The following is a 25875-nucleotide window of genomic DNA, read 5'->3' on the forward strand; positions in this document are numbered from 1 at the left end:
CCCCGTGAGCCCGTGAGGCACGGGGCTCTGGCAGGGTCACTCCACGAAGTGCCAGTCGGCGGCGGTGTCTCCGAAGCGCCGCCCCGCATCCCAGCCGCGCAGCGTGGGCAGCACGGCCAGGCGCTCGGTGCCGAACGCCAGCGGAAGCAACGGGAGGCGGTGCGCTACCGCCATGTCGATGCCGCGCCCGAGCTGCGCCCGACGCTCGGCGTACAGGGCGCGCGACCAGCGGTCGACGATCTGCGCGGTGGCTTCGTCGAAGGCGAAGGTGCGCGCGCTCGCGTCGATGCGCCCGTTCACGCGGGGAGGTTCCAGTATCGGCGAGGGTCGGAGTCGTCATCGCCACCACGGATCATCGACAGCATCAGGCCGCCGTGCTCGCGGTTGCGTGCGGCCGGGGTCCCCGGCACCACCTCGCGTAGCTCCACCACCAGGCCCACGGCCACGAGCGCGTCGCGCACCATGGTGGCGATGTGGAGGTCGAGAGGGCGGGCCATGTGGGTGAGCGGGATGGTCGCCCCGAGGGCATCGGCCGCTTCGAGCGCCGCGCGCGCCGCGACGGGGTCGTAGCCTCGGTGATCCTCGGGGGCAGCCGCGAGGCCCCGCGAGGGGGTCTCCGCCGGTGCGCCGAGTGGCCCGAACACTGCGGTGGCGAGCGCGTCGCGGTCGATGGCCTGCCAGATGGCACGGCGCACCACGCGTCGCGCGAGCAACGGCGAGCTGGCGTCGGGGACCAGCGCGTAGAGATCCTCGGCCGGGCGAACGATGACGGCCTCCGCGCGCCGGGTGGCGAGATCCGCTGCGGCCTCGGGCGTGAGCGCGCCGGGTACCACCAGGTCGATGGCGTTGGACTCGAACGCCGCCGCGAGCGCCTCGGCGGTCTCGAACACGCGCACCTCGATGCGGGCGATGGACGGAGCGCGCCCCACGTAGTGCTGGTTGGCCTCGAGCACGGCCGACTCGTTCACCACGAACTCCACCAGATGGTAGGGCCCTGCGCTGGGCATCACCTGCGTCCGGCGGGCATCTCGGATGGCGTCGTAGCCCCCGTCCTCCGAGAGCGCGGACTCGAGCGCGTGGCGCGGCAGCGGCTGAAAGCCTTCGAGGGCGTAGGCCAGCGCGTCGGCGTAGGTGAGGATCAGCGTGCGCGCGTCCGGCGTCTCGATGGACACCAGGTCGGGGTCGGGCGACACCTCGAGCGCGAAGCGGAAGTCATCCGACGTGAGCGCGTGCCCATCGGACCAGCGCAGGTCCGGACGCAGCGTCCAGTGGATCTTCAGACGGCCGTTCGCGTGGAACTCCATGTTCTCGCTCGCCACCGTGGGGGCGTGTTCGGCCAGCTGCCCCACGGTCTCACCGTCTTCGGTGAGCCGCGTGAGCCCGGCCCGCTGGGTGGCACCCAGCAGCCCGAACGACGCCGAGTTCAGCTGCAGCGTGCCGATGCGCAGGACGTCCCGCGCCGAGGTGGCGCGCGCGGGCTGGTCTTCGGTGTTGACGGCGGCCGACGCCTCCGACGGCGGTGCCGTGTTCAACATGCCCGCCGTCGCGAGGATGGCTACCAACGGGATGGCCACCCGCGAGAAGCGGTCCACCTTCATGGCCACCGGCAGCCGATCGGTGCGGTGCAGCCAGTAGGCCGCGACCGTGACGATCAGCGTCAGCGTGGAGAGCGCGTAGGCCAGGATGAACAGCTCGTCCACCACGGTGAGGTACGACACGTCCGGGATGGTGCCCGCGACGGTGAACTGGAATGCGAAGCACGCCAAGAGCACCGTCACCCCGATACCGGTGCGCGCGTCCACCAGGTCCGGCGCGAGGTACAGCGCGATCAGCGCGATGAGCAGCAGCAGCACGAGCGGCAGGAAGAGCTTCACCGCGATCGTGATGGTGGGACGCTCCAGGGTGACCTCGAAGCCCACGCGCGAGATCTTGGTGGAGCGGCCCTCCTGCTCGATGGTCCCGAGGTCCGACGCGTAGACCATGTGCCGGACGCGCGGCTGGAACTTGGGCTCGTAGTGCCAGCCCGTGACGCTGAACGTGGACGCGATGCCGCTGCCGGCCAGGTCGGGCACCAGCTCGGTGTCCACCCCGGGCAGCTCGAACTGGATGCCCAGCGTCTGCACGTCGAAGGGGAAGCGGTGCAGGGGAAACTCGCCGCGCAGCGTGCCGCGCAGGTGGTAGCGGTGCGAGTGCCAGTCCCCGTCGTTGGTCTCGCCCAGGTCGATGGTCTCCAGCTCGACGCTGGCGTTCTGCACCCGCAGGCGGGAGGGATCGAGCTCGCCGTGCCACTTCAGCCAGACGTCCGCGTCCACGGCGAACGTGCCGTTGCGCTGATCGAAGTGCGTGACGTCGTGCAGGTACACATCCACGTACGCGCGCTCGGCGGGCTCGGCCCGAGCGAGAGCAGGGGCGAGCACGCCCACGAGCAGGCTCGTGAGCAAGAGGGCACGGGAAACGAGACCGAGAGCACGCATGGCCGGAAGCTAGCATGCAGCCCGGCCAGCGTTCAGCTCGGGCACGACGGCGCGCGTCGCGAGCGCGGTTGCCGGATGCGGCACCCGCGAGACTGTTGCTACCCTCCGTGAATGCAGGCTTCGACTCTCTTGGTGCTGGCCATCGCTCTCGTGGGCTGCGCCTCCAGCAACAACCTCCCTCCTACGGACGCGGGCGCGCGAGACAGCGGCCCCGACGCGCAACATGATGCGGGTCCCGACGGCTTCTTCACAGACTGCCTCTCCGACCTGCCAGACCGTGTGGACACCCGGGTGCACCGCTTCCGTAGCGACGACGGCCGCTTCGAGATCGTGCTGGTGAGCGCGGCACCCGCCGACTACTGCGTGGGCGGCAACCTGTGTGCCTGCAACGGGGGCAGCTGCGGCAGCTACGAGATGCTGCGCTTCGGCGTGCTCGACGACGGAGAGGGTGTCTGCCTGCGCGAGGTGTCCGAGCTGGACTACCAGGGCGGGCACCACAGCTGGGGCGAGGTGGCCACCGCCACGAGCGACACCACCCGCTACGTCGTGCGCATGATGTTCAGCTTCGACACCAACACCTACACGGACAGCCTCGAGCTGCGCGACCCGGTCACCGATGCGCTGCTGGGCACCGCGTTCCCGCTGGTGAGCGAGGACTGCTACGCCATCCCGGCGGGGACCAACCAGGGCTGCTGCGAGCGCTGCCAGACGCGTGAGCGCTCGGACGACTGACGCGGCGTCCCGAGGCGGCGCGCGGCGCTCCCCGCGGTTCACGCCAGGTTGTGGAACACCTGCTGGATGTCGTCGTCCTGCTCCAGCAGGTCCACCAGCTTGAGCACCTCGGTGGCGCGCTCCTCGTCCAGCTCCACGTACGTGCTGGGGATGAATTCCGACGCGGTCGACACCGGCGTGATCTTGCGGGTCTCGAGCGCCTCTTGGACACGCCCGAAGTCCACCAGCGGGCAGCGCACGATGATCTGTGGCTCGCCCTTCTCGCCCTCGCCCTCGCCCATCTCGTCGAGGCCGCAGTCGATGAGCTCCATCTCCAGCTCCTCGAGGTCCACGCCGGCCTTCTTGAGCGCCGCCGCGTCCAGGCGGAAGACGCCCATGCGCGTGAAACCGAACGCCACGCTCCCCACGGTGCCGATGCTGCCGTTGCCCTTGTTGAAGCGCACGCGGATGTTGGCGATGGTGCGGGTGGGGTTGTCCGTGGCCGACACCGCCATGATGGCCACTCCGTGCGGTGCATAGCCCTCGTAGACCAGCTCTTGGTAGTCCGCCGCGTCTTTGCCCGCTGCCTTCTTGATCGCGTTGGCGATCTTGTCGTTGGGCATGTTCACGGCGCGCGCGTTCTGGATGGCGCGCCGCAGGGCGGGGTTGGTCTCGGGGTGCTCGCCACCCTGCTTGACCGCGACCGCGATCTCTCGGCCGCAGCGCGTGAAGGCCTTGGCCATCCGGTCCCAGCGGGCGAACATGGTCTGTTTGCGGGTCTCGAAGATGCGTCCCATGCGGCTGTCCTTTGTCGCGCCCTGGCTCGGGGCCTCGGGCGGCCGGTTTCTAGCACAAACCCGGGCGGGTGCGTCCCCGAGACTACGCCAGCTGCCGCGCCACGCGCAGACCGCTGAGCGTCACGCCCGCAGTGGACTGCCCCGGGAACACCGAGTCGCCCACGAACAGCACGTTGGGCAGCCCGGTGCGCGGACCGCGCGCGCGAAACACCGACGTCTGCGGGAAGCCGCCCACCATGCCTTCGGGGCGCCGCGTGAAGCGCTGGAACGACACGGGCGTTCCCGTGATCCGAAAGGTGATGCACTCCCTCAGGCCCGGCAGCGCGCGGCTGATGGCGTCCAGCATGGCCTCGGCGTACTGCTCCTTGCGCGCCTCGTAGGCAGCTGGATCGGTGCGGTGCAGCGCCCACCAGGGCTCGGTAGCGGTGTGCGTGGACATGGTGGCGGGCACCTCACCCACCGGGGCGCGGCCGCTGTCGTCGGCGCTGGCCATGGAGAAGAACACCGAGTTGGTCTCGCCCAGCGGCTTGCTCGCGTCCACCACCACCTGATGGTGCGTGGCGGCCTCCCCGAAGCGCTCGCGGAACCTGGCGTGGTCGATGCCGAGGTACACCATGAACGCGCCGCCAGTGGGCGTGAGCGCGTGGTCCACGTCCTGTGCCAGCGCACGCGGGGCGTCATCACCCAGCAGGCGCCGCAAGGCCCAGGGCGTCAGGTTGGCCAGCAGCGCATCGCACGGCACGCGCAGGCCCTTCTTGGTGGTGACGGCAACGGCGCGCCCCGCGTGCAGCTCGACGCCACTGACCTCCTGGCGCAGCAGCACCTCGCCGCCGCTCGCACGGATGGAGTCCACCAATGTCTGCGCCAGTTGGCCGATGCCGCCGCGCACGTGGTTCACCCCGCGCCGCGGCAGGTCGATGGCGGCGCTGCCGTAGAGCGCGCTCACATGCGGGCTGGTGGTCTGCGCCGAGATCAGCAGCTGCGCGTCCAGGAACGCGTGGAACATGGCGTCTCCGCGCGGGGCCAGCGAGCCCAGGGTGCGCGTCAGGTACGGCAGCATGCCGACGTCGTCGAGGTTCACGGAGGCACCCAGCCGCAGCGCGTCCGCCAAGGACTCGGGTGGCCACGGGAAGGGCCGGCTCGACACACGCCAGCTCACGTCGGCCAGCTGCTCCTGGAGCTGCCAGAACGCCTCGGTGCCCGGGAAGTGCGCCTGCCGCTCGGCCTGCCACTGAGCCTTGTCGGCCCACTGCGTCACGGCCCGGCCGTCGGGCAGGTGCACCACCCACGCGGGGTCCACGGGGTGCACCGGCCACTCGATGCCCAGCAGCTCACCCACGATGTGGTGCGGGCCCCCCGGCGCAAAGCCTCCCGCCAGCGTGGCACCCGCGTCGAAGCGGTAGCCGCGGTGATAGAACGTGCCCGCGCACCCGCCCGGGTACACGTGAGCTTCGAGCACAGTGACCCGCTTGCCCCACTTGGCAAGCAACGCGGCCGCGGTGAGTCCGCCAATCCCCGCGCCGATCACCACCACGTGCTCCGTCATAGCTCGCACGGTCGGGCGGCTGCGATGCGCGTTACGGAGGCGAAGACATCGGTTCCGTCGCTGCGCTTCAGGGGTGCTCTTCGGCCTCCCCGAAGGTGGCCCGGAGGCCCGCCAGGAGCGCCTCGCGGTCTGCGGGGCGCAAATCCGCGTCGGCGTGCAGGGGGAGGTAGATACCGGGCGGCATCTCACCCTCGGCGTACTCCTCGGCGGCCTCGTCGGCATCGCCTGCCCCGGCGGGCCAGCCGGACACGTTGAAGTGCTCGCGCCCCTCTTCCACGTCGTGCGCCACCAACCAGGAGGCCGGGGCGATGTGCGTGTACCAGGGCCAGCGCGTGGCGTGGCTGTGGCAGTCCCCGCAGCTGGTCATGAACAGCGCCCGCGTCCCGGGCGAGTCCCACGCGGGCTCTGCGCCCATGGGTGGGTTCTCGTGATCGCGCCCGTAGGGCACCAGCTGCATCACGGCGAAGGTGGCGAGGGCACCCACCAGCAGGCGCTTGCGCCAGGACCACTTGGAGGAGGCGGGGGATGGGTTGGTCATGGGTGGTCGCCTCTCACGGCATCTCGATGGTGATCTTGCCGCGCGCGCGGCCCGTCTGGCTGTACGCGTGTGCTGCGCGAATGTCGGCGAGCGCGAAGCGCCTGTCCATGACGGGGCGATAGCGGCCCGCCGCCACTTGCTCGGCGATCCACAGCAGGTCGCTCGCGCTGGGCATGGCCACCAGGATCTGCGTGTCGCGCTGGCGGCGAAACAGGTTGCACACGGGGCCCGTCACGAGCTTCAGCGCGTCGGTGGTCACGCTGACGAACACGCCTCGTGGCGCGAGCACGCCCTTGCACTCGGCCAGCGTGCGGTCACCCACGCAGTCGTAGACCACATCATAGGTGCCTCCGCTCGCCGTGAAGTCCCCTTGCTCGTAGTCGATGACGTGGTCCGCGCCCAAGCTGCGCACCAGGTCCTTGTTGCGCGCGCTGCACACGCCCGTGACCTCGGCGCCGAGGATCTTGCCCAGCTGCACCGCGGCGCTGCCCACGCCACCGGACGCGCCGTTCACGAGCAGGTGCTGACCGGCCTGTATGCCCACGATGTTGCGCAGCACCTGGAGCGACGTGAGCGACGTCATGGGGAGCGCGGCCGCCTCTTCGAACGACAGGCTGGCGGGCTTCGGCGCCACGATGCGCTCGGCCACGAGCATGTGCGTGGCATAGGCGCCCATGGCGAGGCCTTGCATGCCATAGACGGCGTCGCCCACCTGGAACCGCTTGGCCCGTGGGCCGGTGGCGATGACCTCGCCGGCGAAGTCGTGGCCCAGCACCTTGGGCCAGCCGGGGCCCAGCACCAGCCGGTTGCGGCCTTCGCGCATCTTCCAGTCCACGGGGTTCACGCCTGCGTAGCGGACCCGGACCAGCAGCTGGGCGCCCTTGGGCACGGGGGTGGGCAGCTCTACGAGGCGGAGCACGCTGGGGTCGCCATATTCGTGGATCGTCGCGGCAAGCATGGGGCGTTGGTCTCCGCTACCGGCCGAGCGTTTCGCCGGAGGTGCCCGCCGAGTGCCCCGCGAACGTGCGCAGGATGGCCACCTTCACGTCCAGCCCGGTGGTCTCGGGGGGCACGGCGGCCGGATGCGCGAGCGAGAAGTCCAGCAGGGGCACCAGTGTGTCGCCGCCCACCATGAGGTCCCGCACGATGGCCACGCGGTAGTGGCGCGCGGGGTCGAGCGGAGCGCGCGCCAGGGAGACCAGCTCGTGCGCGTCGTCCACCTGGGCGCCATCGTCCACCTGCAGGAAGCCACCCGTGCCCCGCCGCTCCGTGCGCGAGAAGCGGATGGCGTCACGGACGACCGCGCCCGGCAAGCTGACCACTACGGCCTCGTTGTCGAACGGCAGCTCCTCGCAGAAGTCGGCGTAGGTCAGGCGCTCACACCGGTCCGAGTCCCCGCGCAGTCCGCCGCCGTTGAAGATGCCCACCTCGGCACCAAGGGCATCGCGCAGGCGGGAGGCCACCAGCGTGCCGATGCTGGTCTGCCGCAGGCGCGATCCCGCGGACGACAGCACCACGCCTTCCGGAAGCGTGAGCAGCGTGCGTGCCTCGAGCTCGCGCACCTTCTCGAGGTGCCGGTCCACGCGGGCGCGCATGGCGGGGTCCTCGGGGTAGCCCGCCACGGCCTCGAAGCGCGCCGTGGCGTGCACGTGCGTGACCCCCGCTGGGCCCGTGCTCAGCGTGACGTCGGCCACCACGGCGGAGGTGGCGTTCAGCGGTGCCTTGGCGAGGGGGGTGGGGTGGTCGGTCTCGAGATAGCCCTCGTGCTCGTGGCCGCCCAGCACCAGCGCCACCACGCCCAGCTGCGCGAGGGCGCGGTCGTCGCGCAGCCACTGGTGCGTGAGCGCGATGACCGTGACGCAGCCCTGCTCGCGCAGGCGCGCGGCCTCGGCGACCACGGCGTCGTTGGGGCGCGTGAGCGTGGTACCGCCAAAGGGAAGCCGCCGATAGAGGCCCGGGTCACCGTTGACCACACCCACCAGCCCCACGGGCGCACCGCCCACGTCCACGATGTCCGACACCACGTGGCGTCCCCGAAAGTCCACCGCGTTCGTGAGCAGCACCTCGGCGTTCAGCTCCTCGAGGCGGGCGAGCAGATCCTCGGGCTCGAGGTCGTCTTCGTGGTTGCCGAGCGTGACGTGCGTGACGCCCAGCGCGTTGAGGCAGTCCACCATGCCGCGCCCCTCGTCCAGGCTGGACAGCAGGCTGGGCGCCAAGAAGTCGCCGGCCACCGTGACCAGCAAGCAGTCGGCGGGGTCACGGGTGCGGGCGGCCTGCACCAGGCTCGCCAGCCGCGGGAGCTCGTCCAGCACGTAGACGTCGTTCACGGCCACCACGCGCAGGCGGCGCACTCGGGTTGTGGGCTCGTCGGTCATCACGCACTCGGGGCATAGCACGACCGCGATCAGGCGTGGGCAGGGACGGCAGCGCGCACCGCTTGATGCTCTTGCCACCACATGCGCGCGGTCTCCGAATCCCAGTCGCTCGGACATGCGGCTCGCACCAGGGTGGCCAGCTCGCGCGCGCTGCCTGGGCGCTCCGCAGGATCCTTCGCCAGACAGCGGTGCACCAGCTCGGCGAGCGCGGGGGGGACCGACGGGGCCACCTCGGTCAGCGCATCGGGGGCGAGCGTCATCTGGGCCACGATCACCGCCACGGTGTCACGGTCGGGGAAGAGATCGCGCGCCGCCAGCAGGAAGTACATGACGGCGCCGAGCGCGTAGATGTCGCTGCGCGCGCTGGCCGCGCCGGCCTTGCTCAGCACTTCGGGCGCCATGTAGAGCGGCGTCCCCGCGATGCCCGCGTCGGACGTGACCGTGGGGTCGCTGGGCGTCTTCTCCATGCTCTTGACCAGGCCGAAGTCCAGCACCTTCACGCGGTCGTACTCGCCGCCGCGCTCGCAGACCATGATGTTGCCCGGCTTGATGTCGCGGTGGATCAGGCCGCGTCCGTGGGCCTCCGCGAGGGACCCGCACGCCTGCAGCATCAGGTGGGCCACGCGCCCTGGGGGCAGTGGCCCCGCGTGCGCCACGAGCTTGTCCAGGTCCACGCCCACCAGGTACTCCATCGCGTAGTAGAAGACGCCGGCCGGGGTCTTGCCGTAGTCGAAGATGGCGATGGTGTTGGGGTGCGTGAGCTCGGCGGTCAGCTGCACCTCGCGCTCGAAGCGCGCGAAGCGCTCGGGGCTCACCTTGCCGTCGTCCGGTGCCTTGATCAGCTTCACCGCCGTGGCGCGCCGCAGCAGCGCGTGGCGCGCCATGTACACCGTGCCCATGCCGCCCTCGCCCAGCTTGCGCCCGAGCGTGTACTGGCCGAGACGCGCGGCCTTCGACTCCGCCCGCAGCGAGCGGGCCTCCAGCTGCAGGTTGCGGTGCCCGCTCCAGACGGTGAGCAAGAGGGCGGCGGCCAGCAACGCGAAGAGCAGCCCGAGCACGCGCGTGAGGCCCACACGCACCTCGAAGGCCTCCGCCACGTCCACCTCGCTGGCGATGCCGATGCCGTGCCTGTCCGAGTAGTGCCAGGCACCGACCACGGGCACGCCGCGGTAGTCGTTGTAGCCATCCACGTCGCTGCCGCGCCCTGACGCGAGCGCGGCCTGCACCATGCGTGTGAGCGGCTGCTGGCGCCTGGGGAACGCCGCTTGCCCGCCATCGGGCAGCGACACGCCGGGGTCGCGCACGTCCACCTGCAGGATGGTCGTGGTGGCCGCGTCGGGCAGCAGCCCCGCTGCGGCGAGCTGCTCTGGGAAGCGCGACTGCGAGATCATGCGCCCCTCCGAGTCGAAGGCGTAGGTCTCGCCCGACGCGCCGGGGCGCGCGATCATCATGATCTCGGAGAAGCGTCCGGCGGGGTCCACCAGCAGGTGCAGCGCGCCGATGACCCGGCCACCGCGACTGACGGGCGACGAGAAGGTGAGCAAGGGCTTGGCCTCGCCGGACTCGGTGCCGTAGTACGCTGGCGACCACATGCGCGGGCGGGGCGACGCCAGCCACGCCTCGAGGTCGCGCACGGGCATGGGAAGCTGGTCGGCGGTGCGGCCGGATCCGCTGCTCCGCACGATGGCCCCCGACCTGTCCGTGAAGACGTACCCGAGCGCGAGGGTTCGCGCCACGAGCTGGTCCAGCTGGGGAGCCTCGGCGGCGTTGGCCACAGCCTCCACCACGGCGGCGTCGCGGCTGGCGTCCACCAGCTGCGAGAGGACCCCCTCGGTCCACAGGTCCACGGCAGCGCGGGTGCTGTCGAGGTGGGTCTCCAGCTGCGACCGCACGTGGCGCCGCAGGCTGGCGTCCACCGCCGACCAGCTCCACCAGCTCAGGCCCACCAGGAGAAGCGTCAGGATCACCGTGCGGACCGCGGTCTTGGACAGCGCGGACGCGGCCTCCTCGAGCACGCTCGAGTGCGTGCTGGACTGCTTCTGCACGAACTCTCTCGACTGACCCGCCATGCGCTCGCCTCTTCTCTCGGTGAGGCTCTCACAGGACTTACGCCGTCGAAAGTGTGGAATCGCATCTCGCGTCGCGACGCGAACGTCGCCGTGGTTCGCGCTGCGGGTGTGCGCTACACCGCGCCCATGACGACTCGAGTGGACCTTCGCTGCCAGTGTGGCGCAGTGCGCGGCGTGGCCAACGACATCGCGCCACACACCGGGATGCACATCGTGTGCATGTGCGACGACTGTCAGGCGTTCGCGCACTTCCTCGAGCGGGATGACGTGCTCGATGCCAGTGGCGGGACAGCCATCTTCCAGGTCAGGCCGCCCCAGCTGAGCATCACCACGGGTGGCGAACACCTGCGCTGCGTCCGGTTGTCCGAGAAGGGCATGTTGCGCTGGTACGCGGGCTGCTGTCGCACACCCATCGCCAACACCATGGCGTCTGCGCGGGCGCCCTTCGCCGGCGTCATCACCGCCTTCATCGTGCCGGAGGCGGGCGCTTCGAAGGAGGCCGTGCTGGGGCCGGTCATCGCCCGCCTCATGGCCAAGTTCGCGCGGGGCGCGGCGCCCGCCGGCTCACACGCCACCATGCCGGCGTGGCTCATGCTGCGAACGCTCCGGTTCCTGTTGGGTGGCTTCCTGCGCGGGAAGGCCTCGCCGTCTCCGTTCTTCGACGCCCGCACGCGGCAGCCCGTGGTCACGCCGCAGGTGCTGAGTGAAGCCGAACGGAGCGCGCTGCGCCGGGTCTGAAGCATCCGTGAATCCCCACTCTGTCTCGGGGGACATGGGGCCTGCTTGCGGGCGAGACGCGCGCGGTTCAGGTGGCGCGGCGCACCACGTCGGTCCACTCGTCGCGCGAGGCGAGGTGCTCGATGCGCTTGATGGTCAGGTTGGTGGTGCGGACCGCCATGGACACCAGCGGGTGCTGCGTGGCGATGACGATGCGCCCGATGTGCGAGAGCAGCGACACCGTCCAGCCCCCCACGCGCGGCGGCACGCTCACGTCGAACGTGGGCGACTCGGTCCAGTCGTGCAGCCCCACGAACGCCTTGCTGCGCTTGATGGTGGGCTCCACGAAGGCCATGAACTCCGCCGCGAGCTCCGCCGAGAAGTGCCCCTCGATGCGGGACACCGCTAGCTCCGGCCGCACCCACATGGTGAGCCGACTGTCGCCGAACGTGCGTTCCAAGCTGGGTATGCTCGCGAGGAGGTCGGGCATCGAAGCGCGACTTTACGCGACCTCGTTCGCGGTGGATAGCCGCTGCGGCGGGTGCACGCGGGCGGGGGCCGGGCAGGCCTCGCGGCGGGCACGGACCTCGTTCACCGGGGCGACCCTGGGTCGCAGGGTGCACGCGGGCGTGGGCTGGGCAGGCCTCGCGGCGGGCACGGACGCGCTGGCGCGTCCTGTCGGGACTCCCTGGAAAAGTGCACTTCGCTGCGCTCCGTTTCTTTTCCGGGTCCCCCCACGCCCTTGCTGAGGCCTGCCCAGCCCCCGCCCGCTCCCCGGCTCGCAGGCTGTCCGCGGCTCAGCTCGGCGGGTGAGCCCAACAGAGTCCGGCTGAGCCCATCCGAGCCCGGACTCGGCCTCGGCCTCGGACTCCGACTCGGCCTCGGCCTCGGACTCGGACTCCGACTCGGCCTCGGCCTCGGCCTCGGCCTCGGCCTCGGACTCGGACTCGGACTCGGACTCGGACTCCGACTCGGCCTCGGCCTCGGCCTCGGCCTCGGACTCGGCCCCCCGGATTGCCCGCCTGCCTCGCTCCCGCTACCGTCGTCGCCATGCTGCTTCGCGATCCGGTTCACGGCCTCGTGGCTTTCGAGGGCCGCGCCGAGCGGGTGATCGAGGCGCTGCTGGCCACGCGCGAGGTGCAGCGCTTGCGGCGCGTCAAGCAGCTGGGTCTCACCTCGCTCGTGTTCCCCGGCGCGGAGCACACCCGCTTTGCGCATGCCCTCGGCGCCGCGCACGTCATGCTGCGCCTCCAGTCACGCATCATCGCGGCACAACACGATCTCCCCCACGACGCGCGGTTGGACGACGCTGCCGCGGACGAGGCGCTAGCGGCGGCGCTGCTGCACGACCTCGGGCATGGGCCGTTCTCGCACTTGTACGAGGAGGTCTCGCCCAACCCGCGGCACCACGAGGCGTGGACGCAGGACATCTTGCTGGACAGCGGCACCGAGGTGCACCGCGCGCTCGAGGGGCTGTCCTCCGGCATGGCGGAGCGCGTGGCGGGCATGCTGCAGGGGCGCCACCGGCTCGGGTATCTGGCGCGGGCCATCAGCGGCACCATCGACGTGGACCGCGCGGACTACCTGCTGCGCGACAGCTACATGACGGGCGTGCGCTACGGGCTCTACGACCTCGACTGGGTGCTGCGCGCGCTGGCCTTCGGGCAGGTGGGCACGGAGTGGGTGCTGGCGGTCGAGGGGCGCAAGGGGCTGCCGCCCATCGAGGGGTTCTTCCTGGCCCGTCAGCACATGTACGCGCAGGTCTATCACCACAAGGCCACGCGCGCGGCGGAGGGCCTCATCCGCGGGGTGTTCCTGCGGCTGGGCGAGCTGGTGCGCGAGGGCAGGGCGCCCGAGGGCACGCCGCGCGCGCTGCTGGACGCCGCCAAGGGGGAGAACGTGTCGCTGGGCGACTACCTGGCCCTCGACGACATCGAGATCCTGAGCGCGCTCTCGCGCTGGGAGCAGGCCACGGATCCCATACTGGCCGACCTGGCTCGGCGCCTGCGAGCGCGCGATCTGCCCAAGACGCTGCCGCTCCCTCAGGAGTGCGCCGACCTCTTCCCGGAGCTGCTGGCGCGCGCGTCGGAGCTCGCGGCGAAGCGGGGCCTGCGCCCCGAGCTGCACGTCTTCCTCGATCACACCAGCGACGTGCCCTACGCGGAGCCCGACGACGACTCCCCGGCCGGCCTCTGGCTGCTGCTGCGCCACCGCACGATCATGCGGCTGGGCGACGCCTCGTTCCTGCTCAAGGAGCTGCGCAACAAGCGGCTCACCAGCTCGCGCCTGATCTTCCCGAGCGAGCTGCGCACCGACATCGAGGCCACCCTCGGGCCGCTGCTGGACGAGTTCGCCTAGCACAGCCCTGGCCTCGGCCTCCCGCTGGCCACATCAGAGGTTGTCATCCCGCAGTGCGCGGCAGATACTCCGGGCGGGATGGCCAAGATTCTCGTCGTCGACGATCAGCGCAATATGAGGACCACGCTCGCGATGCTTCTGCGCGGCGCGGAGCACCACGTGGACGAGGCCGAGAACGGGGACGTCGCCTGCGAGCGGGTCGCCGAGGAGGCCTACGATCTGGTCCTGACCGACCTCAAGATGGGCGCCACCGATGGCATCGCGGTGCTGCGGCGCACGCGTGAGGTGTCGCCGCTGACCGAGGTCATCGTCATGACGGCCCACGGCACCATCGAGAGCGCGGTGGACGCCATGCGTCTCGGGGCCCACGACTACATCCAGAAGCCCTTCGAAGAAGAAGAGCTGCTGATGAAGGTGCAGCGCGCCGTGCGGGCCCGGAAGCTGGCCGGGCAGGTGTCCGCCATGGCCGCCGAGTTCCGCGAGCGTTACCACTTCGAGAACATCATCGGCCGCAGCGGCGCCATCCGCGACGTGCTGGGGCGCATCGTGCGCATCGCGCCCACGGACGCCACGGTGCTCATCACCGGCGAGAGCGGCACCGGCAAAGAGCTGGTGGCGCGCGCCATCCACGTGAACTCGCTGCGCTCCGACCGGCCGTTCATCACCATCAACTGCGCGGCCATCACCGAGACGCTGCTCGAGAGCGAGCTCTTCGGTCACAACCGCGGCGCGTTCACGGGCGCCGTGGCCTCGCGCAAGGGCCTGTTCGAGGAGGCCAACGGCGGCACGTTCTTCTTCGACGAGATCGCCGAGACCCCGCCGTCGTTCCAGGCCAAGCTGCTGCGCGCCATTCAGCAGGGCGAGATCCGCCGCCTGGGCGACAACCACACGGTGCAGGTGGACGTGCGCATCATCGCGGCCACCAACCGCGAGCTCAAGCAGATGATCGAGGACAAGACGTTCCGCGAGGACCTCTACTACCGCCTCAACGTGGCGCGCTTCGTGCTGCCGCCGCTGCGCGAGCGCCGCGAGGACATCGCCCCGCTCACGGAGCACTTCCTCGAGAAGTACGGCAAGAAGATGCGCCGCTCGGCGCGCCTCGGCGACGGTGTCATGGAGTGGCTGGAGCGCTACCCCTTCCCGGGGAACATCCGCGAGCTCGAGAACCTCATCGAGCAGGGCATCGCGCTCGCGCTCGACGGCGAGGTGCAGCTGGACGACATCGTGTCGCCGGAGATGCGCCAGGGCGGTGAGATCGAGGCGGCCCCGCGGCTGCTGCAAGACGTGGTGGACCGCGCCGAGAGCGAGGCCATCATGAACGTGCTGCGCGAGGTGGACGGCAACAAAGAGAAGGCCGCCGAGGTGCTGGGCCTCAGCTCCACCACGCTCTGGCGTAAGATGAAGCGCCTCGAGCTGAGCTGGCCCTGATCCCGGGCCTGGCCGCGGTGGTGGAGAAATTTCACCCCGCCACCATGCATTTTTGAGCGCCGGGCGCGCTTCGCGGTACCCTGGGCACCATGTCCGACAGGGTGCGTATCGGCGATTTGCTCGTGGCCGCGAAGCTGGTCACGGCCGAACAGGTGAGTGAGGCGTTGGTGTCCCAGCGCGACTCGGGGCGCCGGCTGGGCGAAGAACTCGTGGCCAAGGGCTTCGTGTCGGAGTTCCAGCTCACGCAGATCCTGTCCAACCAGCTGGCCATCCCGTGGGTCAGCCTGCAGCGCATCGAGTTCACCCGCGACCTGCTGAACATGGTGCCGGCCGAGGTGGCCAACCGCCTGTGCGTCATCCCCATCTACATGCGGCGGGTGCGCGCGGCCGAGACGCTGTACGTGGCCATGGACGACCCCACCAACGAGCCCGCGCTCATCGAGCTGGCGGCCACCACGGGGCTGCCGGTCAAGGCCATGGTCTCGTCGCCCTCCGAGATCCGGCACGCCATCCGTGTGTACTACCTGGGCGGCGCTCCGCAGGTGCACGCGCCCGAGCGGCGCGCGTCGCGGCACCCGGACGCCCTCGAGGCCACCCAGGCCGCCCAGCACACGGTGGTCATCCCCGCAGCGCCTCCCACGGGCCTGAGTGACCACAGCCTCCCCGCCAACGCGCAAGAGTGGGAGTCGGGCGTGGCAGAAGCGCCCAACCCCGAGGCCGCGCCCCGCGCCGCCCAGCCTCCGGCCGCCGCGGCCGCCCCTCCCGCAGCCGTGGCCGCTCCTCCTGCTGCGGCGCCGGCGCCCCTGCCCGACAGCCCGGGGCGGCGCAGCTACTCGGACATCGAAGACGAGCCCGTGGAGGCCAGCGAGCCCGCGGAGGCCAGCGACACCCCTGCCGCTCCCGCGGCGGCCACCTCGCAGCCCGGCAGCACCATGTCCAACGCGCGCAGCCGCATGAAGGCCCTCCGCTCGCTGGCCCTCACGCCCGCCCAGAGCGGAGACGACGACGCCTCGGCCGAGGGCACAACGCCGGCAGGCGTGAAAATGGTCACGCTCACGCTGCTGGACGGCAGCACCGTGCGCCTCCCCGCGCCCGGCTCGAAGCGCAAGGACGCGCACCCCTCGCAGGCCGAAGGGGGCCTCACCGCGAGCGACCTGGTGTCCGCGCTGCTCGCGCGCGCACAGGGGGCCGACGTGAGCGACGTGCTCCCGGACCAGCAGTGGGAGGTGCTCTTCGCCTCGCTGCTCACGCTGCTCATCCGCAAGGGCCTGCTGGCAGACTGGGAGTTCGTGGAGGAGTGGAAGAAGCGTCAGGGCTCCTGAGCGAGCCCTCCGTCTTCGGCTTCGGCCAGCTCCCGCTCCAAGCGCTCGCGAGCGGACTCTTCCACTGTGCGCTCCACCTCTTCGCTGGCGCGCCGGCTGGCCTCGCTCACCTCGCGGCCCAGGTCCTGCGCCTCGTCGGTCTGGGCAATGCGCATGACGTGTTGGAAGAGGGTGCGCTCCCCCAGCTCCACGAAGAGCGCGAACCACAGCACCGCGGCGAACACCAGGAGCGACCAGAAGAGCTTCACACTGCGAACGATCATTCGGCCTCGTCGTCGCGCCGGATGCCGTAGGCGCGCATCTTCTTGTGCAGGTTGGTGCGCTCCACGCCCAGCAGGTGGGACGCACGGCTGATGTTCCACGCCACCTCGTCCAACGTGGAAACGATGTACTGCTTCTCGGCCGCCTCGCGGTAGTCACGCAGCGACAGCCGCTCGCCGCTGCCGTCCATGGGCGCCGGGATGGAGGAGGGACGCAAGGGCGACGAACTCTCGCGGTCTTCGGCGGCGCGCTCACGCGACAGGCGCCCGATGCTGGGCAGGTCGTCGAGGCCGATGTAGTCGCCGCTCAGGATGGCCATGCGCTCCACCACGTTGCGCAGCTCGCGCACGTTGCCCGGCCAGCTGCGCTCGGACAGCGCCTCGAGCACGTCGTCGTCCATGGGCTTCTCGCGCAGCCCGTTCTCGCGGCAGAACTCGCGCAAGAACGACACGGCCAGCGCCGGGATGTCCGAGGAGCGCTCGCGCAGGGCGGGCGTGCGCAGCGGCACCACGTTCAGGCGGAAGAAGAGGTCCTCGCGGAAGCGCCCCTCGGCCACGTCGGCCTCGAGGTCGCGGTTGGTGGCCGCCACGATGCGCACGTCCACGGCGATGCTGCGCTCGGAGCCCACGCGCGTGATCTCCCCGCTCTGCAGCGCGCGCAGCACCTTGGCTTGCGCGCTGGCGCTCATGTCGCCGATCTCGTCCAGGAACAGCGTGCCCCCGTGCGCCAGCTCGAACACGCCCTTCTTGCGGCCGGCTGCGCCCGTGAACGCGCCGCGCTCGTAGCCGAACAGCTCGCTCTCGATGAGCTCGGCCGGGATGGCCGCGCAGTTCACCTTCACGAAGGCCTCTTTGCTGCGCTGGCTGAGGCGATGCATCGCGCGCGCCACCAGCTCCTTGCCCGTGCCGCTCTCGCCCGTGATCAACACGCGGCCGTTGGTGGGGGCCACCTTCTCCACCTGTGCGAACAGCTGCCGCATGGCGGGGCTCTCGCCGATCATCTCGTAGCGGTGCTGCACCTGCCCGCGCAGGCGCTCCACCTCGCGCTCCAGCTGCCAGGTCTTGAGCGCGTTGCGCACGCTCACCAGCACGCGCTCGCGGTCCAGCGGCTTCTCGAAGAAGTCGGTGGCGCCCAGCTGCACGGCCTGCACGGCCTCGGCCACGGAGGCGTGGCCCGACACCATCAGCACGGGCAGGCGGCGCGACTCGGGGCGCGCGCGGATCTTCTCGAGCGCCTCGATGCCGCTCATCTTGGGCAGGCGGATGTCGAGGATGATCAGGTCCACCTCGTGCTCGTCCAGCGCCAGCAGGCCCGCCTCGGCGCTCTCGGCCTCGGCCACCTCGAAGCCGGCGCCCTCCAGCACCATGCGCAGCGTGCGGCGGATGTTGCGCTCGTCGTCCACCACCAGGATGGTGGTCTTGGGGATGGGTAGGGACGCGGCGGCGCTCATGGCGTGCACTCCGGGAGCAGGCCGGCCGCCAGCTCCACGTTCATGCGCAGGCGGGCGTCGGTGCCCGGCGTGGTGTGCACGCGGCACTCGTGGTCCACGATCACGGCTTCGGCGCGGTAGTCGATGGTGCGGAGCATCGCGAGGGCACGCTCGGCGCCCAGGGCGAAGACCGCGGTGCTGAGGGCGTCGGCGTAGAGGCCAGAGGGGGCCAGCAAGGTCACGCTCATGGTGCGGTCCGCCGGCAGGCCCGTGCGCACGTCGATGATGTGGTGATAGCGCCGCCCGTCGCGGAAGAAGGCATGCTCGTAGTCCCCCGAGGTGCTGATGCTCATGTCGGTGGCCTCGAGGGCCGCGAAGTAGCTGTTCTGACCCTGCTGCCGCGGGTGCTGGATGCCCACGCGCCAGTCACGCGAGCCGCGCTGGCCGTGCACCTGCACCTGCCCGCCGCCGAAGATCATGTAGTCGTTGATGCCAGCAGCGCGCAGCACCTCGCCCGCGCGGTCGAGCGCGTAGCCCTTGGCGATGCCGCCCGTGCCGATGGCCATGCCGGCGCGGCGCAGGAACACGGTGCTGGCCGCCTCGTCCACCACGATGTCCTGATAGCGGATCAAGGGCAGCTGGCGCCGCAGGTCACGCGTGCTCGGGACGCGCTCCTCGTGCGGCGGAAAGCTGTACAGCCCGCGCAGGGCCGCCCACGACAGGTCGAACGCGCCGTCGCTCCAGCGCGAGACGTCGAGGCCCGCCTTGATCACCGCCAGCACGTCGGGCCCCACCACCACCGGCTCGCGCCCCGCGTTGCGGTTGATGTTGGAGATGGCGCTGTCCTCGCGCCACTCGCTGAGCACGTCCTCGAGCCGCGCGATCTCGGCGAAGGCGGCGCGGATGGCGGGCTCGGCCACCTCGGGCGTGGAGACCACGTTGATGCGGAAGATCGTCCCCATCAGCGGCCGGCTCAGGCTGATGTAGCGCAGCTCGTCGTGCTCGCCGGTGGCCGGGCTGGCGGTCTCGGGGGCCACCGGGGTCGCCGCGCCGGCGTCTTCCGCAGCGCGATCGCCACACGACGCCAGCGATGATCCGAGGCCCACGACGAGGAAAAGCCCCGCGCAATGACGCCGCGCACGAGAGAGCGGCGGACTCGCGACCAGGGGTCGCCAGGCGGGGAAGGCGTTGCGCACAGCCTAGCCTTGCGTTCCACGGCCTCGGGCGCAAGTTCCGGGCGCCCGATGCTATCTTCCGCGACCATGCGCCTGCCGCCCCCCCGCTCCCGCCGCCTCGTCACGTGCACGCTCGCGCTCCTGTCCGCGGTCACGTCGCTGCTGGCGGCCGCACCGTCGGCGCGGGGCATCGGTGAGGCCACCCGGGTGGACGTGCGCGGGGTGGTCCTGGGGGCTGCCCGCGAAGAAGACGAGCCGCGGCCCAGCGCGCGCCGCCGCATCGCCTGGGAGGCCCGCAAGCGCACCAGCATCGAGACCCGCCTGCGCCCCTCGCGGGCTCGCTTGGACGACCCGTCCATCTTCGAGACCCCGCTACTGTACCTGGCCGGCGATGCTGGCTTTGCCGACCCGAGCGAGGCCGAGGTGGTGGGCCTGCGCCGCTTCGTGGACTTCGGGGGGTTCGTGGTCATCGACGACGCAGAGCCCACGCGCGATGCGTTCGACACCAGCGTGCGGCGCTTGCTGCAGCGCGCGTTCCCCACGCGTCCGCTGCGGCCCATCCCGTCGGACCACACGCTCTTCCGCTCGTTCTACCTGTTGTACGGGCCGGCGGGGCGCCTGCGGGGGGAGCGCCCGCTCGAGGGCATCGAACGCCAGGGCCGGATGGGTGTGGTGTACAGCCGCGCCGACATGGGCGGCGCGTGGGCGCGGGACAACCTGGGCACCTGGCAGCACGCGGTGGAGGGTGGCGACACGCAGCGCGAGCTGGCCATCCGGCTCGGCGTGAACCTGATCATGTACGCGCTCTGCCTGGACTACAAAGACGACCAAGTGCATGCGCCGTTCATCATGCGGCGGCGCGGAGGCACGCCCTGAACGTCACTGCCATGCTGCCCGCGACGTTCCTCTTCGGCGTCCCGGGCGGCGCGCTGGTCGCTGGGCTGCTCTTCCTGGCGTGTCTGGCCGTGGGCGTGCTGGCGTGGCGTGATGTGGCCGGCCTCCCGCCCCCGCGTCGCAAGGCGCTGCGTGGGTTGCGCGCCGCGTCGCTGGTGCTCGTGTTCCTGGTGTGCAGCCGCCCGGGGTGCTCGCAGGAGCAGCGCGAGTCCATCGACGGGCGCCTGGTGGTGCTCTTCGACACCTCGCACAGCGTGAGCCTCGAGCTGGCCGACACCTCACGCGCCCAGCAAGCCGCGGCGCTGGCGGCCGCGTGGAGCAACCAGCCCGCGGCGGCCACGGCGCGCGTGCTGCGCTTCGGGGCCGAACTCGAAGACACCTCGCTGGCCGAGCTGGGCGAGGCCTACCCCACCAACGACGAGCGCTCGCGCCTGGTGGAGTCCCTCCGCCGCCTCGCCGCGCAAGACGGGCAGCTCGAGATCGGCGCCATCCTAGTGGTGTCCGACGGCGCAGACACGGACATGGCCACGCTGCCGGACGACTTCGACCTCGACGGTGTGCGCGTGCACGCCGCGGCGCTCGGCGCCGACGACGAGGTCACCGACGACGCGATCCGCAGCGTGCGCGTGGACTCGGTGGGCTACCTGCGGCAGCCCCTGCGCGTGCGCGTGCAGCTGGCCACCACCGAGGAGGAGGCGCGCCGAGTGCCCTTGCGCCTGTGGCAGGGCGACGAGCTGCTGCGCGAGCAGACGGTCACCATCCCGGCCAGCGGGGACATCGACGTCACGCTCGAGCTCACGCCCACGCGCCTCGGGCGCTCGCTCTATCGAGTGAGCATCCCGGTGAGCGCCGACGACGCGGTGCCCAGCAACAACGACCGCTCGTTCTTGATCAACGTGCGGCGCGACAAGCTGCGCGTGCTGCTGGTCACCGGCCAGCCCAGCTGGGACGTGCGCTTCCTGCGTGTGTTCCTGAAGCGTGACCCGGCCATCGACCTCATCTCGTTCTTCATTCTGCGCACCGCCAACGACCTGACCATGGCGCCGTCCGAAGAGCTGGCGCTCATCCCGTTCCCCACCGACGAGCTCTTCAGCGAGCACCTCGGCAGCTTCGACATCATCCTCTTCCAGAACTTCGACTACGCGCCGTACGAGATGGGCCCCTACCTGCCGCGCATCCGCGACTACGTCATGCGCGGCGGTGCGTTCGCGATGATCGGCGGAGACCGCGCGTTCGGACCGGGAGGCTACGCGGGCACGCCCATCGAAGCGGTGCTGCCCGTGGGCGTGCCGGCCGAGTCGCTGCCGCCCGAGCGCTCGCTGGTGGAGGGGCGCTTTCAGCCGGTGGTGGTGACCGACCACCGGCACCACCCGCTGGTGGCGCTGCTGCCCGACGACGCCGAGAGCCTGCGCCTGTGGGCCAGCCTCAGCCCGCTCGAGGGCGCCAACCAGGTCACCGAGGTGAACGCGCGCGGCCGCGTGCTGCTGGAGCACCCGCGTGAGCGCGCGCTCAACGGAGCCCCGCTGCCCATCTTGGTGGCGGGGCGCGCGGGCGAGGGCCGCGTCATGGCGCTGACCGTGGACACCAGCTGGCGCTGGGGCATGACCAGCGCGGGCGAGAGCGGCGACGCGAGCGCCTACGACCGCTTCTGGGACCGTGCGCTGCGCTGGCTGAGCAAGGACCCCACGCTGGACCCCGCGCGCGTCATGACCGACCGCGAGCGGTACGCCGCCGAGGGGCGCGTGCGCGTGGACGGCGTCATCCGTGACGAGGTGCACTCACCCTATGCCAGCCGCGAGCTGACGCTGCTGGTGATGCCGGCCGAGGGCGAGGTGCCCCTAACGTCTCGCTCGGTGACCACCGACGCCTCGGGGGCCTTCTCCACCGAGCTGGTGGCCCCGCGTCAGCCCGGCGGCTACCGCGTGGTGGTGCGCGAGCTGGCGGGTGCCCCGAGCGCTGACCCTGCCGCAGCGGCCGGACCAGCAGGAGTGGAGCCCCCGGCCGAGCTGGCCTCGGAGTGGTTCGTCGTGGACCAAGGGGGTGACGAGCTGGCCGACCCGCGCCCACGCCCCGAGCTGCTTCGAGCGCTGACCGAGCGCACGGGCGGCACCTTCACCGACGCCTCGTCGCGGCCAGCGTTGGCCAGCTTCGACACGCGCCGCACCCGCTCGCTCGGGGTGGCCACGTCGTTCCCGTTCGAGTCTTGGCCTGCGCTGGTGGCGCTGGTGGCGCTGCTGCTGCTCGAGTGGGGCGCGCGTCGTCGTTGGGGGCGCCGCTGATACGGGGCGGCCAGTCCTCGTCGGTGGCGCTCGTGTAGGATACATCGCTCATGACAGCGTCCATGAGAGAACGGAGATCGCCAGCGGCGACACGCGTCGATACACTCGCGTCCAATGTCATCCGTCTCTAGCCCGGTGCGCACCGCGTTCTGCTTGCCACTGCTCGCGTTGCTCGCCCTCGGCTGCGATGACGGCGCGGTCATCGACATCGACGCGCGCCGCGACGTGGGCGTGGGCGACCTCGGTCTGCTCGATGGGGCGGTGGATGCGGGGGGCGACACGGGCGTGCTCCCCGACGGGGGCTGCGCGCCCGAGCCGGACCCCTACGCGCCCCTCGACACGGGCGGACCGGCCGCCGAGTCCCAAGCCTCCTGCGAGCTGCGCGTGGGCCCGAGCGAGCCTGCTCTCGGCCCCATGGGGCAGCGTTTCGTGGTGCAGACGCTGGGCAGCGTTGCCTCTCCCGTGGCGCTCTCGTGCGGTGGAACGGGCGACGGCACCTCGCCCTACGCGTCGCGCAGCCAGGTGTTCGGCTGCGGCCAGCGCCTGCGCGTGGTGGACCTCGCACGCAGCACCTGCATGGTGGTGGAGGCGCAGACCAGCGGCCCGCACGTGTGCGCCGAAGAGAGCGCCGGCGCCGCCGTGCTGGACCTCTCGCCGCAGGTCACGAGCCTCGTGCTCGGACAGGCCAGCGTGGCGCTCGCCGATGGCCGCGAGGTGTTGGTGGCGCCCATCGGCAACACCAACCCACTCGGCGCGTGCACCCACACCAGCGCGCCCTCGGCAGCGCTCGCGGGCTTCATCGGGGGCCCGTGCAACGCAGATGGCGACTGCACCTTCACGGGTGGCGTGTGTCAGCTCGCCGCAGATGGCTACCCCGGCGGGCACTGCACGCGGCCCTGCACCACGTCGTGTCCCGACGAGGCGGGTGCCAACGCCTTCACGGGCTGCGCCGCTCCCGACGATACGCTGCGCTGCTACGCGCGCTGCGACTTCACGCTCTTCGTGGACGGCTGCCGGCCAGGCTATGGCTGCTTCACGGAGGCGGCCCCGTTGGTGGGCGGCAGCGATCGCGACATCTGCTTGCCGCTGCTCTGCACGCCCTGACGCGCTGGGTGCCCTAGCGCAGCTTCCAGCCCACGCGGGCCAGCGCAAAACGAACCTTCCCGCGCAGCTCGGCGGGGTTGGCCCCGCAGCGCGCCACCCCTTCGGCGCCCAGCAGCACCACCATCGCCGCTGCGGCGTGGCCCACCAAACAGGGCAGGGGCTCGTTGGCCACCAAGTCGGCCAGCGGCTCGGGCAGTGTGGCCACGGGCATGAGCCGCACGGGGATGCGCGTCTCCTGGGGACCGGCGCCGTCGTTGCCAATCAGGGTCTCGAGGTGGATGACCCCGCTGCCTTCGTTGCCGAAGCGCACCACCCGCTTTTCGGATTCCAGCAGCTCGCCGAGGTGGCCCGGATCGTCACGATAGATGTAGGTCAGGCGGTCGAGCGTGAGGGTCACGGTGCGCCCATCATACGTCATGCTCCTGAGTGTCACCAAGCCTGTACATCACCGTTGCGTCGCGGGATGCACGCCTGTAGGCTCACCGGCGAGGGGAGCTGAGGCGGCCATTGTCGCCAGGGGCTCCCGAGAAAGCTGGGCGCGCTCCTCATCCCATCCCCGCGCCCGGTGGACTCGAGATCACCTCGGCCTGCTCTCATCCCAGCGGCCGATGTGATCTCCGCCTATGACGCGACGGGACGGAAAGAGAAGAGCCCACCTCGGGAGGCGGGCTCTGCTCATCAGGTCTTCGAGGCGGACGCTAGCTCAGGGAGCCGGCGCGTAGTCCACGAAGGACAACACGAGGGGGGTGCGGCCGGCGTAGTTGGCCCAGGCGGCCGGGTCATCCTGCGGCAGCACCATCGGGGCCGACGCGTAGCGGGCGTCGCCCATGGCGTAGACGGTGATGATCGTGCCGGCGGTGATGCTGGGCTCCACGTTCGGCGGCATGGCCATGGCGTTGGCCGGGCTGAAGAACACGGGCACCACGTTGGAGGGCAGGCCGCTGGCCGCCGGGGTCGACGACAGCGCGCAGTTGCCGGTCAAGGTGGACGCGTCCAGCGGGTTCTTGAGCGTCAGGAAGACCATACCCGTGGCGACCGCGGGCACGGTGGCGTAGCCCGAGATGTCGCCGGTGGCGACGGCGGCATGGATGACCGTGGGGGCGGCGCCGTCCATCGCCAGCCCGTCGAGGTCGTAGCAGAGGTCGGCCGGCGGCAGGTTGTGGATGCTGTGGACGAAGCGCACGCGTGCGCTGCCCGCCACCACGTCGTCCACGTCTTCGTCCTGCTCGAGCGTGGCGCTGATGGCGCCCGTCGGGCAGGGAACCGTTCCGGCGAGACAGGTGTTGGTGTTGTCACGGAACCCGCTCACGACGAGCGAGTACGACTCACCGCGCTCGAGCGTAGAGGGATCGAACGGGAAGGAGAACAGGCAGGGGACGGTGTCGTCGCCACAGTTCGCATCGAGGCCCGCCGTCGGGCAGGTGACGGCCGGCTGAATGGCGCCCACCGCGTCGTTGTCCACGCGCGCTTCGTCATAGACACGCACCGTGGAGAGCGGGAGCGTCTCCTGGTAGGGCGTGACAGCGCGGAACGGCAGGCCGAGGCGCAGGTCGATCTCGTCCAACAGGTCCGCGTTGGGCGGCAACGCAATGACCCCGAGGCCGGCGACTTCGACACAAAGGCGGATGCCGTTGATGGGCACGTTGGTGGCCGTCAGGAGGTCGGACACCCCGTGCACGACGCGGACCTGCGCCAGCGGGAGGATGGGTCCCTGGTCGACGCCCTCGTCCTCGGGGCCCATGTCGGTGGGGCTGCCGAGGTCGCGGCCCATGTCCACTACGCCGCCGTCGCTTTCGCCACAGCCAACGCCGGCGATTGCCAGCAACAACGAGACAGGGAGGAAGCCCCCACGCACCATAGAAAGTCTTGTCATCCGGAACTCCATGTTTCACCCCACAAGGCCCCATCGCCAGCCGGAGGTATGGTCTAGGAGCATAGCCGGTATTGTTTCCAAACGGAAGCATTGTGCAGAATTGCCACTCAGCTGTCATGGAGTGCCACCTACCTGGCGCGCTGACCTGGCGAAAGCGGGACATCTCACAGGAACCGGGCTACGCTCGGGGCCCCTATGTCGGTGATGGAATCCTGCCCCCACTGCGGCACGCCCCAAGCCCAAGGCGTGCGTTTTTGTGGGCAATGCGGGCAGAGCATGGCTCGAGCCGCGCCTGCGCCGGCCGTGCAGACTGCACCCGCGCCAGCACCCAGCCCCACCAAGCGCGCTCCTCAGCGCACCATGCTGGGCTTGCCCAGCGAGATGCTGGCCCAGTCCGCACCGCCCGCGCCAGCGCCCGCCCCGGCGCCCGTACCCGTGAAGGCGCCAAAGCCGAGCCCCGCGAGGACCATGCTGGGCCTCCCTGCGGTTTTCGCGCCCGAGCCGCCAGCCGCCGCGCCCGCGCAG

At 71.0% G+C, this 25875-nt stretch carries 22 protein-coding genes; 8 read left to right on the forward strand and 14 right to left on the reverse strand.

The features are described 5' to 3' along the window. Positions 1-36 precede the first annotated feature (36 nt). Entirely contained in the window at positions 37-300 is a 264-nt protein-coding gene (locus tag IPI43_25810) for a hypothetical protein (protein ID MBK7777497.1), read from the reverse strand. Continuing rightward, the gene (locus tag IPI43_25815) at positions 297-2474 is read right to left on the reverse strand and encodes a hypothetical protein (protein ID MBK7777498.1); all 2178 of its coding nucleotides are present in this window, start codon (positions 2472-2474) and stop codon (positions 297-299) included. Before IPI43_25815 ends, IPI43_25810 begins: the two co-directional genes overlap by 4 nt. Before the next feature lie 111 nt (positions 2475-2585). Here IPI43_25815 and IPI43_25820 point away from each other — a divergent pair, with 111 nt between their 5' ends. Next, a complete protein-coding gene (locus tag IPI43_25820; GenBank protein MBK7777499.1) occupies positions 2586-3206 on the forward strand; it encodes a hypothetical protein in 621 nt (206 codons plus the stop codon). 38 nt (positions 3207-3244) lie between these two features. Here IPI43_25820 and IPI43_25825 read toward each other — a convergent pair whose 3' ends face one another. From IPI43_25825 to IPI43_25850, 6 genes are all read right to left on the reverse strand, one after another. Further along, positions 3245-3982, reverse strand: coding sequence for a YebC/PmpR family DNA-binding transcriptional regulator (locus tag IPI43_25825; GenBank protein MBK7777500.1), 738 nt, complete (start codon positions 3980-3982; stop codon positions 3245-3247). A gap of 82 nt (positions 3983-4064) precedes the next feature. Further along, entirely contained in the window at positions 4065-5528 is a 1464-nt protein-coding gene (locus IPI43_25830) for an FAD-dependent oxidoreductase (protein MBK7777501.1), read from the reverse strand. Between the two features lie 67 nt (positions 5529-5595). Continuing rightward, positions 5596-6066, reverse strand: a complete 471-nt coding sequence (locus IPI43_25835; protein MBK7777502.1) for a heme-binding domain-containing protein — start codon at positions 6064-6066, stop codon at positions 5596-5598. Between the two features lie 13 nt (positions 6067-6079). Next, positions 6080-7024: an NAD(P)-dependent alcohol dehydrogenase gene (locus tag IPI43_25840; protein ID MBK7777503.1), complete on the reverse strand. Its 945-nt coding sequence runs from the start codon at positions 7022-7024 to the stop codon at positions 6080-6082. A gap of 16 nt (positions 7025-7040) precedes the next feature. Then, positions 7041-8441: a bifunctional metallophosphatase/5'-nucleotidase gene (locus tag IPI43_25845; protein MBK7777504.1), complete on the reverse strand. Its 1401-nt coding sequence runs from the start codon at positions 8439-8441 to the stop codon at positions 7041-7043. Between the two features lie 29 nt (positions 8442-8470). Next, positions 8471-10510, reverse strand: a complete 2040-nt coding sequence (locus IPI43_25850; GenBank protein ID MBK7777505.1) for a serine/threonine protein kinase — start codon at positions 10508-10510, stop codon at positions 8471-8473. A gap of 126 nt (positions 10511-10636) precedes the next feature. Between IPI43_25850 and IPI43_25855 the strand changes: the two genes are divergently transcribed. Further along, positions 10637-11248, forward strand: coding sequence for a hypothetical protein (locus IPI43_25855; GenBank protein MBK7777506.1), 612 nt, complete (start codon positions 10637-10639; stop codon positions 11246-11248). 67 nt (positions 11249-11315) lie between these two features. On the opposite strand, the gene IPI43_25860 is transcribed toward IPI43_25855, so the two are convergent. Continuing rightward, positions 11316-11687, reverse strand: a complete 372-nt coding sequence (locus IPI43_25860; GenBank protein ID MBK7777507.1) for a hypothetical protein — start codon at positions 11685-11687, stop codon at positions 11316-11318. 590 nt (positions 11688-12277) lie between these two features. On the opposite strand from IPI43_25860, the gene IPI43_25865 reads away from it, so the two are divergent. From IPI43_25865 to IPI43_25875, 3 genes are all read left to right on the forward strand, one after another. Beyond that, the gene (locus tag IPI43_25865) at positions 12278-13585 is read left to right on the forward strand and encodes an HD domain-containing protein (protein MBK7777508.1); all 1308 of its coding nucleotides are present in this window, start codon (positions 12278-12280) and stop codon (positions 13583-13585) included. Between the two features lie 78 nt (positions 13586-13663). Beyond that, the gene (locus IPI43_25870) at positions 13664-15013 is read left to right on the forward strand and encodes a sigma-54-dependent Fis family transcriptional regulator (protein MBK7777509.1); all 1350 of its coding nucleotides are present in this window, start codon (positions 13664-13666) and stop codon (positions 15011-15013) included. A gap of 89 nt (positions 15014-15102) precedes the next feature. Further along, the gene (locus IPI43_25875; protein MBK7777510.1) at positions 15103-16335 is read left to right on the forward strand and encodes a hypothetical protein; all 1233 of its coding nucleotides are present in this window, start codon (positions 15103-15105) and stop codon (positions 16333-16335) included. On the opposite strand, the gene IPI43_25880 is transcribed toward IPI43_25875, so the two are convergent. The 3 genes from IPI43_25880 to IPI43_25890 are packed head-to-tail and all read right to left on the reverse strand — an operon-like array spanning position 16323 to position 19131. Continuing rightward, complete coding sequence (locus IPI43_25880; GenBank protein ID MBK7777511.1) at positions 16323-16598, reverse strand: hypothetical protein; 276 nt, start codon at positions 16596-16598, stop codon at positions 16323-16325. The genes IPI43_25875 and IPI43_25880 overlap by 13 nt on opposite strands. Continuing rightward, on the reverse strand, positions 16595-18046 hold the full coding sequence (locus IPI43_25885) for a sigma-54-dependent Fis family transcriptional regulator (protein MBK7777512.1): 1452 nt from the start codon (positions 18044-18046) through the stop codon (positions 16595-16597). The genes IPI43_25880 and IPI43_25885 overlap by 4 nt, the downstream gene beginning before the upstream one ends. Further along, entirely contained in the window at positions 18043-19131 is a 1089-nt protein-coding gene (locus IPI43_25890) for an FAD:protein FMN transferase (protein MBK7777513.1), read from the reverse strand. Before IPI43_25890 ends, IPI43_25885 begins: the two co-directional genes overlap by 4 nt. A 156-nt stretch (positions 19132-19287) precedes the next feature. On the opposite strand from IPI43_25890, the gene IPI43_25895 reads away from it, so the two are divergent. The 3 genes from IPI43_25895 to IPI43_25905 all read left to right on the forward strand — a co-directional run bounded on the left by IPI43_25895 (position 19288) and on the right by IPI43_25905 (position 23477). Then, positions 19288-20076 carry a DUF4159 domain-containing protein gene (locus IPI43_25895; protein MBK7777514.1) on the forward strand — a complete coding sequence of 263 codons (789 nt, stop codon included), beginning with the start codon at positions 19288-19290 and terminating at the stop codon, positions 20074-20076. A gap of 11 nt (positions 20077-20087) precedes the next feature. After that, positions 20088-22373 carry a hypothetical protein gene (locus IPI43_25900; GenBank protein ID MBK7777515.1) on the forward strand — a complete coding sequence of 762 codons (2286 nt, stop codon included), beginning with the start codon at positions 20088-20090 and terminating at the stop codon, positions 22371-22373. Positions 22374-22487: 114 nt separating this feature from the next. Continuing rightward, a complete protein-coding gene (locus IPI43_25905) occupies positions 22488-23477 on the forward strand; it encodes a hypothetical protein (GenBank protein ID MBK7777516.1) in 990 nt (329 codons plus the stop codon). 13 nt (positions 23478-23490) lie between these two features. Here the strand turns inward: IPI43_25905 and IPI43_25910 are convergent, their stop codons facing one another. Both IPI43_25910 and IPI43_25915 read right to left on the reverse strand, forming a co-directional pair. Continuing rightward, positions 23491-23895, reverse strand: coding sequence for a hypothetical protein (locus IPI43_25910; protein ID MBK7777517.1), 405 nt, complete (start codon positions 23893-23895; stop codon positions 23491-23493). A 285-nt stretch (positions 23896-24180) separates the two neighbouring features. Continuing rightward, entirely contained in the window at positions 24181-25305 is a 1125-nt protein-coding gene (locus IPI43_25915; protein ID MBK7777518.1) for a hypothetical protein, read from the reverse strand. Positions 25306-25875 lie beyond the last annotated feature (570 nt).

It is taken from the genome of Sandaracinaceae bacterium, assembly GCA_016706685.1.
Taxonomy (GTDB): domain Bacteria; phylum Myxococcota_A; class Polyangia; order Polyangiales; family Houyiibacteriaceae; genus JADJJE01.